Below are 12,837 nucleotides of genomic sequence, written 5' to 3'. Positions count from 1 at the left end.
AGGCTGTGCAGTAATGATGGAATATGTAAAACAAGCAGATAATGAAGTTTTTCAGGCGATGTTGCAAGAGAAGGAGCGTCAGCAAAATAAGATTGAGCTGATTGCTTCAGAAAACTTTGTATCCAAGGCGGTTATGGATGCAATGGGGTCCATACTTACGAATAAATATGCGGAAGGTTACCCGGATAAACGCTATTATGGCGGCTGTGAGTATGTTGATATTGTAGAGGACCTTGCCAGAGAACGTGCGAAGGAAATATTCGGCGCGGATCATGCCAATGTACAGCCTCATTCCGGTTCCCAAGCGAATATGGCCGTATATTTTACTTTTCTGGAGCCAGGAGATACCGTATTAGGAATGAATTTAAATCACGGCGGACATTTAACGCATGGAAGCCCGGTCAACTTCAGCGGCGGGTTGTACAACTTTGTTGACTATGGTGTGGATAAAGAGACAGAGCAGCTGGATTATGATGCTGTCCTGGAAAAAGCAAAAGAAGTCAAACCGAAACTGATTGTTGCTGGTGCAAGTGCGTATTCCCGAAGCATCGACTTTAAAAAGTTCAGAGAGATTGCTGATGCTGTCGGTGCTTATCTAATGGTGGATATGGCACATATCGCCGGATTGGTTGCGACAGGTCACCATGAAAATCCGGTTCCATATTCTGATTTTGTGACAACCACAACGCATAAAACATTACGCGGTCCACGCGGCGGAATGATTCTTTGTAAAGAAGAATATGCGAAGAAAATTGATAAAGCCATCTTCCCTGGAATCCAAGGCGGACCTTTAATGCATATTATTGCAGCAAAAGCGGTTTCGTTCAAAGAAGTATTATCCGATGATTTCAAAGCATATTCCGGAAATATCATTGAGAATGCAAAAGCACTTGGAGAAGCACTGCAAAAAGAAGGCATCCGTATTGTTTCAGGCGGAACAGACAATCATTTATTATTATTAGATGTTACGCCATTAAATCTGACAGGAAAAGTAGCAGAAAAAGCATTAGATGACGTGGGCGTAACTACAAATAAAAATACCATCCCTTTTGATACCGAAAGCCCATTTGTTACAAGCGGCGTACGTATTGGAACAGCAGCAGTAACCACACGCGGATTCGGAATCGAAGAAATGAACGAAATAGCAGCAATTATCTCACTTACCTTAAAAAATTACGAAGACGAAGAAAAACTAAACGAAGCAAAAGAACGCGTACAAGCATTAACAGAAAAATTCCCGCTTTATAAATAAGATATCCCCACTGTGGATAAACTTTATACGTTTAAAGCAGGACAATAGAAATCCACAGAGTTAGGTGCTCTGTGGATTTCTATATTTATTTTTTTCTGTTGGTTAGTATAGAAATATTCTCTAAATTTAAAAGATGCATAAGGTGAATTATTAAATTATATACTTTTCTTTTATAATAGACGTGAATAATCTTTAGTCAGATATTATAACTAGCGGAAGAAATACACGGAGACTCCTGTGGGAAAGCGCGGAGGGAAGACCCCGCAGAAAAAAAGCGAACTTCTTTTTTTCGAGGAGGCTGAGCTCAAGCCCACGGAAAGCGGAGTGTATTTCTGGAGCGACAGCCAGGAAATCTTTTTTATTCCAAAGCATATCTATTATTTGATTTATAGTAAAACCAACTTGATTTCTTCAGGAATCAGCGAGATAATAAAAAACAAAATTATAATTTTTGCAATAAACTATTATTCATTCAGCAAAGAAAATTCACTTGAAAGCATACCTGATTTTCAGTACAATTTGAACGATATATAAATTTAAGGAGTGGTCACGTGAGTAATGTATTTGTATTTGATCATCCGTTAATTCAACATAAATTAACGTATATTCGCGATAAAAATACAGGAACAAAAGAATTTCGCGAGCTTGTAGACGAAGTAGCGATGTTAATGGCATTTGAAATTACAAGAGATTTACCAACATCTGATGTAGAAGTGGAAACACCAGTTACCACATCAAAATCAAAAGTATTAGCTGGTAAAAAACTTGGACTGGTGCCGATTCTTCGTGCAGGCTTAGGCATGGTTGACGGCGTACGCAAACTGATTCCGGCAGCAAAAGTTGGACATGTTGGTTTATATCGTGACCCAGAAACACTAAAACCGGTAGAATACTATGTTAAATTACCCAATGATATTAAAGAACGTGAACTGATTGTGATTGACCCGATGCTGGCAACAGGCGGTTCGGCAATTGATGCCATTGGTGCTTTGAAAAAACGCGGCGCGAAAAATATCCGCTTGATGTGTCTGGTAGCGGCACCAGAAGGCGTGAAGGCAGTACAAGAAGTACACCCGGATGTAGATATTTACTTAGCAGCACTAGATGAACGTCTGGATGACCATGGTTACATTGTTCCTGGCCTTGGAGATGCAGGAGATCGTCTATTCGGAACAAAATAAGAGAATGAAGAGCAGACTGGATATCATATCTAGTCTGCTTTTCATGTTAAAAAGAAGACTGGGGATAACACAGAATACCATAAAAGAACCGTGTGATAAATTTACCCCCGTTAAAAATTGTATAAAATGACCTTTATCCACGAAAACTACTCTACAAAGGTGGAGATGTTATGTGGAAAAAGGTGTTGTACTCTCTCGTAATCTGCTTGTTTTTGATGCAGCTGCAAACCATAACAGTGTATCATGCTGATAATCCTAAGCAGACTCTGATTATAGAAGTAGAGGGAGACCCGCATGAAGTAAAAGAAGAAATAGAAGCTTATCATCCATTTGTGGAGGTTGTAGCGGTATACGATATTGTTTTTGACGGACTTGCTGTCGAAGGAAAAGGAGAGCAGCTGGCAGAGCTTGGCTCCATTGAGCAGGTGAAGACATTCCACCAGGTGCAGACATACGAAACCCTGCCTCAACAGACAAATAGCGCCGATGTAACGGAAGAAATGGATTCCTCTGCACCAGAACCGCAAGATTTGAATACAACTCCTTTTACAGGGGACGGTGTTAAAGTAGGTGTGATTGATACAGGAATTGACTATAACCACAATGATTTACAAAAGAATTATCAAGGCGGCTATGATCTGGTTGATTTCGATGATGATCCAATGGAAACCACACCGGAGGAAGGGCAGCCAACTGCACACGGGACCCATGTAGCAGGAATCATTGCAGGCAATGGGGAGATAAATGGGGTAGCTCCAGACGCAGAGATTTACTCCTATCGTGCTCTTGGGCCAGGCGGTTCAGGCTCCTCTGTTCAAGTGCTGGCTGCTATAGAAAAAGCAATCGAGGATGAGATGGATATTATCAACCTGTCCTTGGGCAATGATGTCAATGTTCCGGATTACCCGACGAGTATGGCTGTAAACCGTGCCAGCGAGCTTGGCATGATTGTTGTTATTGCAAATGGAAACAGCGGACCGGATGCATGGACAGTCGGATCGCCGGCAACAGCAGACAAGTCTGTATCTGTGGGAGCATCCACAACACCCCAAAAAGAGCCTGTGCTTGCAGATACGTTTGAGGAAAAGGAAATTCCTTTAATCGAAGCAATCGGAGCTGAACCATGGGAGCTGGACCGCTCCTATGAGCTGGCGGATATGGACAATCTGGAGCAGGGAGAATCTCTACAAGGAAAAATAGCAGTTGCGAAACGAAAAGAGATTCCCTTTTTTGAATTGGCATTACAAGCAGAAAGTCTGGGTGCAGAAGCCTTGATTATTTATAATTCAGAACCTGGACCTTTGCAGGCATCGGTAGAGAATAACCGTCAGCCTGTAACAATTCCGGTTGCTTCTATCCAGCAAGAAGAAGGAGAATGGCTGCAGACGCAAATAAATCAAGGGAATTATTTTATAGATTCTATTCAAAAAGAATCGTTATTGACGATTGCACCCTTTAGTTCACGTGGGCCGGTGACTGTCCAATGGGCAATCAAGCCGGATATTTCTGCACCGGGAGCTGCCATATGGAGCACGGTTCCCGGAGGATATCAGGCAATGGACGGGACGAGTATGGCCGCTCCGCATGTGGCAGGAGCCTTTGCTGTTTTAAAGGAGGCGCATCCAGACTGGACGAATACACAGCTGATTGGCGCACTTAAAACAACAGCACAGCCTTTTGAAGAACAGGAAGTCCGGCTTAATGCTACTACGCAAGGGATGGGACTGATGCAGCTGGATGCGGCAGTAGATACCCCTGCCATTATTTCTGACCCGCAGCTGGAGTTTGGGAAGCTGAATCAGTATCAGGAATCATTTACAGAAACAGTTACGATTGAAAATAAAACAGAGAAAGAACAAACGTATTATTTTGAAACGCCGGAGCGAAAAGATGGTCTAGTATGGAGCATCCCGCAATCCTTTACAATCGAACCGGGAGAACAAGAGGAAGTAACGATAGAGCTGTCAATGAACCGGGAGCGTCTGGAAGAAGGAGTGCATGAAGGCTGGCTGACACTGAAAGAAGATGAAAGAAGCTATGCTTTGCCGTACATCATTGTCAATCAGGAGGCAGATCAGCCTAAAACGGCAGGCTTTGAATTCTACTTGGAACCGTTTGAAAATGCGGATTATAAGTATCAATTCTTTGTAACAGAACCTGTTAAAAGCCTGGATGTCAGTTTATATCACCCAGAGACATTATTGTTTGAACGGAAACTGCTGGAAGAAGCAGAACTGGAGGAAGGGCGTCATGAGGGAGTTATCAGCAAAGAAGAAGCAGGAGCACCTGGTTATTACCTGGCATTAATCACAGCAGAGCTTGAAGACGGTGAGTTTGAGCAGGTGGAAACGATGGTTTTTATAGAAGATGTTCAAAATGTCCCTCAGTAATAAGCTGCGGGCAAGGATTTCTGTAAAACACAGCACGCAAGAAGTACGGATAGGCTTTTTTCGGCGGGATGTGGGTTGCAATTACCAATGTTGTCAGGTTAATGAATTTTATTAAATATTATACAGATAGTACTCAAACCTATCTAGCGTAGTGTTTTTCCGCAGCGGTCGCATTAACCTGACAACATTGCTGCAATTACTCGTCCCATCGAAAACCGTCGCAGCGGACATCTCTTTGGCAAGAACACCGAGGTTGTAAAGACCTATTGGTGTTCTTGGTCTTTCTGAACATCCATGTATGATAATAAAATGTATTATTTTATCTCAGCTAAAATAAGATGATAAAATCTCTGATTTCTACCTTTTTTATCTAGTAAAAAAAAGCTTGTTCACAAAAATGTCAAATCGATTGGAAGTATTTGTGTGGAAGAGACCTTGTAAAACATTTCACAAACCCTTATACTATAGGAATACGCTTGATTTGAAGGGTTTTATGACGGTTTTAAAAATACCCAGTATATTGCTTGGTACACGTTGACAACTCTTACAGGCGTATTGTAAACTTACTTAGTGTGGAGAAAAGGAGAGAGCGGTAAAAGCCCATTAAAAATCGATGCTTTCTGAAAAATATGCGAAATGCATTTCTCTGCCTTCTATACATAGATGCAAATAGTATGTAACACCTCCGCATCTAAGACTACAAGTAGTATTACCCAGCAAGAAGTTCCCCAACTTGATTGAAAACGGATGCAAATCTATTTTCCTAACACAAGTATCTAAGTTGACGGGCATTAGGAGTGAAATAGCATTGATGTCTAATTTTGATAATATGATTATCCGTCAGCGGAAGTGGATGCTTTACTGGTTAGCAATTTTAGTTCTTTGCGCTGGATTCCTACCCTATACCCGAATTTTACTCGGTCTAATCTTAGGTAGTAGTGTTAGTCTTTATAACTTGTGGTTACTGCAATACAAGTCCAATCAACTTGGCGAAACAATTGCAGCAGGCAGGAAGGCTAGAAGCGGTTTAGGTACATTCTCCAGGATGACAGCCGCCATTTTAGCTGTTGTCATCGCGATGCGATTTGAAGCGTATTTCCATTTATATGCTGTAATCTTTGGAATTGTATCTTCTTATGTGATTATGGCGCTGGATTTTATTTTCTATCAGATTATCGTATACAAACGAGGAGAAGATAGACCACTCTAGTATTCCATTTTTACTTACAAATAGTTTTAGTAAAGGGGTGATAATTTTGGATCACGAAAGTCCGATAGTACATGATGTCTTTGGGATACCAGGTGCGGATTTAAACCTTGCCAATCTTTTAATGACTGTTATTGTATCACTCATTGTGTTTGTTTTTTGTGTGTGGGGAAGCAAAAAACTGCAGATGAAGCCTACAGGCATACAGAACTTTATGGAATGGGCAGTAGAGTTTGTCAAAGGCATTATAAAAGACAATATGGATTGGAAAACAGGGAGACTATTTCTTCCGCTTGGTTTAACGCTTATTTTTTATATCTTAGTAAGTAACCTTGTGGGTGTAGCAACTGTGGGCGTGGTTGGACATGACTTATGGTGGAAATCTCCAACTGCAGATCCAGTGATGACATTGACACTATCTGTAATGGTTATTTTATTAACGCATTACTATGGTATAAAAATCCGGGGCACCAAGGCATACTTAAAAACATTCGTAAGTCCCGTGCCGCTTATGTTGCCATTTAAAATTGTTGAAGAATTCACAAATACTTTAACATTAGGTCTTCGTTTATTCGGTAACATTTATGCAGGTGAAATCTTATTAGGTCTACTTATTGGACTGGCAACATCATCTGTATTCGGATTTTTCGGAGCAGCGATCCCGACACTTGCGTGGATGGGCTTCAAACTCTTTATCGGTACAATTCAAGTTTATGTATTTGTTATGTTAACAATGGTGTACATGTCTCATAAAGTGAGCGAGGACCATTAAATAAAACTATTATATTTTTTTACACATAAAAAGGAGGAAATTATTCATGGGAGCTTTAGCAGCAGCAATCGCAATTGGACTGGCAGCATTAGGTGCTGGTCTTGGTAACGGTATGATCGTAAGTAAAACAGTAGAGGGAATCGCTCGTCAGCCAGAACTAAGAGGACCGCTTCAAGGAACAATGTTTATCGGGGTAGCACTTGTTGAGGCGATTCCGATCATCGCAGCAGTTATCGCATTTATGGTAATTGGCGGCTAATTTTTCAGAAATATAATGGCGAAGTTTATCTCAGGGAGAATCTTCGCCATTCCTTTATGCAACAGTGTTCATTCTAAAAGGTATACGACGTTTTGTATGTAATAAATGAAATAGAGCAGGCAGCCCGGCTGAGCAGCAGCGGTATGCGCTCTATTTTAGAACAAGGTCTTAGCGAAAGGAGTGGAATTCGTGCATTCATATACTGATTTATTGATAGTTGGAGCCCAAATCGGCGGCTTGCAATGGGTAGACATGCTCGTTCAGCTATTTTTCTTCCTTGTACTTCTGGCATTATTGAAAAAGTTCGCCTGGGGTCCATTGATGAATATGATGGAAAAGCGTGAGCAATACGTAGCGAATGAAATCGAAGAAGCTGAAAAAAGCAGAGCTGATGCAGAAAAAGCTTCTAAAGAAGCAGCTGAGCAGCTTAATCAAGTGAGAGCGGAAGCTCAAAAAATGATTGAAGATGCAAAAGCAGCAGGCAGCAAGCAAGAAGAACAGATTATTGCAGCTGCGAAGAAAGAAGCAGAGCGTCTGAAAGAAGCTGCCCAGGCAGATATCCAAAACGAGAAAGAAAGAGCTATCCAAGCGCTGCAGGATAAAGTGGCGTCTCTATCTGTATTAATTGCCAGCAAAGTGATTGAGAAAGAATTAACGGAGCAGGATCAAGAGAAATTAATCAACGAATACATTAAAGAGGTAGGAGAAGAGCGATGAGTAATGTAGTAGTTGCTAAACGATACGCAGATGCTCTTTTCAGACTTGGAGTAGAACAGCAAAAATTAGAACAGCTTACAGCAGACTTTAAAGTCGTGCAGCCTGTTTTTAAGAATGATAAAAAATTAGCTAAATTCCTGACGCATCCAAAGATTGATAATGCAAAAAAGAAACAGCTGGTAGTTGAAGGTTTTCAAGGGGTAGACCCGATTGTATTGAATACACTTCAATTATTGGTGGATCGCCATCGAATATCGATCATTCCAACCATTATCGATGAATTCATTTCTTTAGTAAATGATGCAAAAGGAATGGCAGATGCTACAGTTTATTCGACAAGAAATTTAACGGATGATGAAAAGAGTCATTTAGCACGCTCTTTTGCTGTCCGATTAGGAAAAAGTGCAGTTCAACTTAACAATATCGTCGATCCGTCGATTTTAGGTGGAATCAAAATCAGAGTTGGAAATACGATTTATGACGGTACGGTAAAAGGGAAGCTAAATCGAATCTCCCGTAGTATTGTATCTGCTAATAAATGATGATAGGGGTGAAATGGTATGAGCATTAATGCTGAAGAAATCAGTACGCTGATAAAAAAGCAAATTGAAAATTTTGATTCAGACATAGAAGTTACTGATGTAGGAACAGTTATTGAAATCGGGGACGGGATTGCACGTGCACACGGACTTGATAATGCAATGGCTGGAGAGCTGCTTGAATTCTCTAATGGAGTAATGGGCCTGGCTCAGAACTTAGAGGAAAGCAATGTAGGTATCGTTATTCTTGGACCTTACGAGGAAATCAAAGAAGGTGACGAAGTTCGTCGTACAGGCCGTATCATGCAAGTACCGGCTGGAGAGGAACTTTTAGGCCGCGTGGTGAACCCGTTAGGTCAGCCAATCGATGGACAAGGCGCAATCGAAACGTCAAAAATGCGTCCAATCGAAGCACAGGCACCAGGTGTAATGGATCGTAAATCCGTTGATGAGCCATTACAAACAGGTATAAAAGCAATTGACGCGCTTGTACCAATCGGACGCGGACAGCGTGAGTTGATCATCGGTGACCGTCAGACTGGTAAAACAACGGTAGCAGTAGATACAATTTTGAACCAGGCAGATCAGGATATGATTTGTATCTATGTTGCCATCGGTCAAAAAGAATCCACTGTCCGTTCGACAGTAGAAACATTCCGTAAACATGGTGCATTAGATTACACAATCGTTGTATCTGCAGGTGCATCTGACCCGGCTCCATTATTATACTTATCACCATATGCTGGTGTAGCGATGGGTGAAGAGTTCATGTATAACGGCAAACACGTGCTTGTTGTTTATGATGATTTATCAAAACAGGCAGTTGCTTACCGTGAACTTTCTCTGTTACTTCGTCGTCCGCCAGGCCGTGAAGCATTCCCGGGGGATGTATTCTATCTGCATTCACGCTTATTAGAACGTGCAGCTAAACTAAGTGACGCAAAAGGCGGCGGTTCGTTAACAGCACTACCTTTTGTTGAAACACAAGCAGGAGATATCTCTGCGTATATCCCTACCAACGTTATCTCGATTACAGATGGTCAGATTTTCTTACAATCCGACTTATTCTTCTCAGGGGTACGTCCGGCGATTAACCCTGGTTTATCTGTATCCCGTGTAGGTGGATCCGCACAAATCAAAGCGATGAAAAAAGTTGCTGGTACGCTTCGTCTTGACCTGGCATCATTCCGTGAGCTGGAAGCATTCTCGCAATTCGGTTCTGATCTTGACAAAGCAACACAAGCGAAACTTAACCGCGGTCAACGTACAGTGGAAGTACTGAAGCAGGGTCTTCATAAACCAATGGGCGTTGAAAAACAGGTTGCGATTATCTATGCCTTAACAAGAGGTTTCTTAGATGATATTCCTGTGGAAGATATTCAGCGTTTTGAAGAAGAAATGAATATTTGGATCGAGCATAACCAAAATGATATTTTCACAACAATTCGCGAAACTGGTGCTCTTCCAGATGATAAAGAATTCAGCGGAGCAATTGAAAGCTTCAAAAATACATTCTTGCCATCTAATCAATAAGATGTCTGCGATAAAAGTAAAAGGACTGAATAGCGAATAACTTCGGTCCGCATTCCTTATAGGAAAGTGTGGTGAAAAGCTTGGCATCACTGAGAGATTTAAAAGGAAGAATTGACTCAACGAAGAAAACAAAACAAATCACAGGGGCAATGGAGCTTGTATCGGCATCTAAAATGTCTAAGGCAGAACAAAATGCCCGCGGATTTGTTCCATACGCAGAGAAGCTGCAGGAAGTAGTTAGCAGTATTGCAAATGCCAATACAGACTTACAGCATCCGATGCTTACGAAGCGGGAAGTGAAGAAAACAGGCTATCTGATCATCACTTCTGACCGTGGTTTAGTTGGAGCGTATAATAGTCATATTTTAAAAAACCTTATAAATAAAATTGAACAGAATCATTCCTCAAAAGATGAATATACCCTTATTGTGATTGGGAGAAAAGGATATGACTTTTGCCGTAAACGCGGACTTCCAGTTGCCCAGAGTATATTAGGAATGTCAGACCATCCTTCATTTGCAGATGTGAAAGACCTTGCTTCTGAAGCTGTGCAAATGTATGCTGATGAGGAAATTGATGAACTTCATATTATTTATAATCATTATGTAAGTGCGATTTCTCAAGTAGTCACAAATAAACAGCTTCTGCCGATTGAAAATATAGAAGAACAAAGCGCTTCTGCCTCTGATTATGAATTTGATCCGAATCAGGAGGAGATTCTGGAAGTACTTTTACCTCAATATGCAGAGAGCTTGATTTTTGGCGCATTACTTGACGGAAAAGCAAGTGAGCATGCTGCAAGTATGACAGCAATGCGCAGTGCAACAGATAATGCAAATGAATTGATTGGTGATTTAGAACTTTCATATAACCGTGCACGTCAAGCAGCGATTACCCAAGAGATTACCGAAATCGTCGGCGGTGTAGCAGCGCTTGAATAGGCACGCAGGTAAGTTAAGTTAGGAGGGGAACAGATGACGAAAGGACGCGTAACACAGCTGATGGGACCGGTCGTTGACGTACGTTTTGAAGATGGTCAGCTCCCAGCTATAAACAATGCATTAGTAGTACGCAGTAAACAGTCAGGTGAAGATTTAACGCTTGAAGTAGCCCTTCACCTTGGTGATCATAGTGTTCGTACAATTGCAATGTCCTCAACAGATGGTTTCCAGCGCGGAGCAGAAGTAGAAGATTTAGGTCGACCGATTTCTGTCCCTGTTGGAGATGTTACATTAGGACGAGTATTTAATATTTTAGGTGAAAAAATTGATTTAGATGAGCCGCTTCCAGCAGGCACCCGCTTAGATCCAATTCACCGGGAAGCACCGGATTTTGAGAATCTTTCTACAGAAACAGAGATCCTGGAAACAGGTATTAAAGTTGTAGACTTGCTTGCCCCATATATCAAGGGTGGTAAGATCGGTCTGTTTGGCGGAGCCGGTGTAGGTAAAACCGTATTAATTCAAGAATTAATCAATAACATTGCTCAAGAGCATGGTGGTATTTCTGTATTTGCGGGTGTTGGAGAACGTACCCGTGAAGGAAATGACCTTTACTATGAAATGAGCGACTCTGGAGTTATTGCAAAAACAGCGATGGTATTTGGTCAGATGAACGAGCCGCCTGGTGCCCGTATGCGTGTGGCATTGACAGGTCTTACGATGGCAGAATATTTCCGTGATGAACAAGGTCAGGACGTATTATTGTTTATTGATAATATCTTCCGTTTTACCCAAGCAGGTATGGAGGTATCCGCACTTCTTGGACGTATGCCTTCAGCCGTAGGTTACCAGCCGACACTTGCTACAGAAATGGGACGATTACAGGAGCGTATCACTTCAACGGATAAAGGTTCTGTAACATCAATTCAAGCAATTTATGTACCGGCCGATGACTATACTGATCCAGCGCCGGCAACTACTTTCGCTCACTTGGACGCAACGACAAACTTAGATCGTAAGCTTTCTGAGCAAGGTATCTATCCTGCCGTGGATCCATTAGCATCAACTTCTCGTGCACTTGACCCGGAAGTGGTTGGCGAGGAGCATTATCGTGTTGCGGTAGAAGTACAGCAAACACTTCAAAAATACCGTGAATTGCAGGATATTATTGCAATTCTTGGTATGGACGAGTTAAGTGATGAGGACAAGCTGGTAGTTTCCCGCGCACGCCGTATTCAATTCTTCTTATCGCAAAACTTCCACGTTGCTGAGCAGTTCACTGGGCAGCCTGGCTCGTATGTTCCGGTAAAAGAAACGGTTCAAGGCTTCAAAGAAATTCTTGAAGGAAAGTACGATGACCTTCCAGAGGATGCCTTCCGTCTTGTTGGACGTATCGAAGAAGTAGTTGAAAAAGCAAAAGCTTCGGAATAATAGACAGCAGAGGATGATTCATAAATGAAAGACCAATGTATCATCCTTATGGCTTCGAGGCCAGCTGTAGGAGGGGTAAACATTGAGTACATTAGAAGTAAGTGTCGTCACTCCTGAAGGTCCGATTCTGGAAGATAGCTTTGATATGGTTGTCTGTAAAGCGGAAACTGGTGAAATTGGAATCCTGCCAAAGCATATTCCGCTTGTCTCGCCACTGCAGATTAGTATTGTCCGCTTGAAGAAATCAGGCGATACGAAGCAGGTTACAATCAGCGGAGGCTTTATGGAAGTACAGCCTGATAAAGTAACTATCCTGGCACAGTCTGCGGAAACTGCTGATCATATCGACGTTTTGCGTGCAAAGCAAGCAAAAGAACGTGCAGAGAAACGTCTTCAGGATAAAAGCGATACAGTAGATAGATATCGTGCTGAACTTGCATTAAAACGGGCAATTAATCGTCTGGAAATCGCAAATTCATAATATAAGTTTTAAATAAATAAACTCCCTGCCTAAATGATGGATAGGGAGTTTATTTTATCGCAGTGTAACTGACTGCAGGACTCCCTCTGAATAAAATTGTTTTAAGAAGGGAGTAAACAGTTGAATAATAAATA

The 12,837-nt window shown here is 41.6% G+C and carries 13 protein-coding genes; all 13 read left to right on the top strand.

Features of this window, described 5'->3' with window-relative positions; all coding sequences use genetic code 11:
- Positions 1-16 precede the first annotated feature (16 nt).
- Complete coding sequence (glyA, locus tag MKY45_RS20645) at positions 17-1,252, top strand: serine hydroxymethyltransferase (RefSeq protein ID WP_193064737.1); 1,236 nt, start codon at positions 17-19, stop codon at positions 1,250-1,252.
- Positions 1,253-1,489: 237 nt separating this feature from the next.
- Positions 1,490-1,786, top strand: coding sequence for a hypothetical protein (locus tag MKY45_RS20640; RefSeq protein WP_193064703.1), 297 nt, complete (start codon positions 1,490-1,492; stop codon positions 1,784-1,786).
- 17 nt (positions 1,787-1,803) lie between these two features.
- The gene (upp, locus tag MKY45_RS20635; RefSeq protein ID WP_042529494.1) at positions 1,804-2,433 is read left to right on the top strand and encodes a uracil phosphoribosyltransferase; all 630 of its coding nucleotides are present in this window, start codon (positions 1,804-1,806) and stop codon (positions 2,431-2,433) included.
- 170 nt (positions 2,434-2,603) lie between these two features.
- Positions 2,604-4,823 (top strand): S8 family serine peptidase, encoded by a 2,220-nt coding sequence (locus MKY45_RS20630; protein WP_341173362.1) that lies wholly within the window; start codon positions 2,604-2,606, stop codon positions 4,821-4,823.
- Between the two features lie 811 nt (positions 4,824-5,634).
- On the top strand, positions 5,635-6,033 hold the full coding sequence (locus MKY45_RS20625) for an ATP synthase subunit I (protein ID WP_042529500.1): 399 nt from the start codon (positions 5,635-5,637) through the stop codon (positions 6,031-6,033).
- 46 nt (positions 6,034-6,079) lie between these two features.
- The gene (atpB, locus tag MKY45_RS20620; RefSeq protein ID WP_042529502.1) at positions 6,080-6,802 is read left to right on the top strand and encodes a F0F1 ATP synthase subunit A; all 723 of its coding nucleotides are present in this window, start codon (positions 6,080-6,082) and stop codon (positions 6,800-6,802) included.
- Positions 6,803-6,848: 46 nt separating this feature from the next.
- Positions 6,849-7,061 carry a F0F1 ATP synthase subunit C gene (gene atpE / locus MKY45_RS20615; RefSeq protein WP_040978261.1) on the top strand — a complete coding sequence of 71 codons (213 nt, stop codon included), beginning with the start codon at positions 6,849-6,851 and terminating at the stop codon, positions 7,059-7,061.
- A 189-nt stretch (positions 7,062-7,250) separates the two neighbouring features.
- A complete protein-coding gene (locus tag MKY45_RS20610; protein ID WP_042529504.1) occupies positions 7,251-7,778 on the top strand; it encodes a F0F1 ATP synthase subunit B in 528 nt (175 codons plus the stop codon).
- On the top strand, positions 7,775-8,320 hold the full coding sequence (locus MKY45_RS20605) for a F0F1 ATP synthase subunit delta (protein WP_042529506.1): 546 nt from the start codon (positions 7,775-7,777) through the stop codon (positions 8,318-8,320). Before MKY45_RS20610 ends, MKY45_RS20605 begins: the two co-directional genes overlap by 4 nt.
- A gap of 18 nt (positions 8,321-8,338) precedes the next feature.
- Positions 8,339-9,850 carry a F0F1 ATP synthase subunit alpha gene (gene atpA / locus MKY45_RS20600; RefSeq protein WP_042529508.1) on the top strand — a complete coding sequence of 504 codons (1,512 nt, stop codon included), beginning with the start codon at positions 8,339-8,341 and terminating at the stop codon, positions 9,848-9,850.
- A gap of 80 nt (positions 9,851-9,930) precedes the next feature.
- A complete protein-coding gene (atpG, locus tag MKY45_RS20595; RefSeq protein ID WP_341173361.1) occupies positions 9,931-10,791 on the top strand; it encodes an ATP synthase F1 subunit gamma in 861 nt (286 codons plus the stop codon).
- A 33-nt stretch (positions 10,792-10,824) separates the two neighbouring features.
- Positions 10,825-12,222: a F0F1 ATP synthase subunit beta gene (gene atpD, locus MKY45_RS20590; protein ID WP_042529510.1), complete on the top strand. Its 1,398-nt coding sequence runs from the start codon at positions 10,825-10,827 to the stop codon at positions 12,220-12,222.
- Positions 12,223-12,304: 82 nt separating this feature from the next.
- Complete coding sequence (locus tag MKY45_RS20585) at positions 12,305-12,703, top strand: F0F1 ATP synthase subunit epsilon (protein WP_042529512.1); 399 nt, start codon at positions 12,305-12,307, stop codon at positions 12,701-12,703.
- The last annotated feature ends 134 nt before the right edge of the window (positions 12,704-12,837 follow it).

The organism is Oceanobacillus sp. FSL K6-0251, from assembly GCF_038004725.1.
In the GTDB taxonomy this organism is placed as follows: domain Bacteria; phylum Bacillota; class Bacilli; order Bacillales; family Amphibacillaceae; genus Oceanobacillus; species Oceanobacillus oncorhynchi.
The sequence above is the reverse complement of the archived record's forward strand: the minus strand, read 5'-3'. Positions and strand labels throughout refer to the sequence as shown.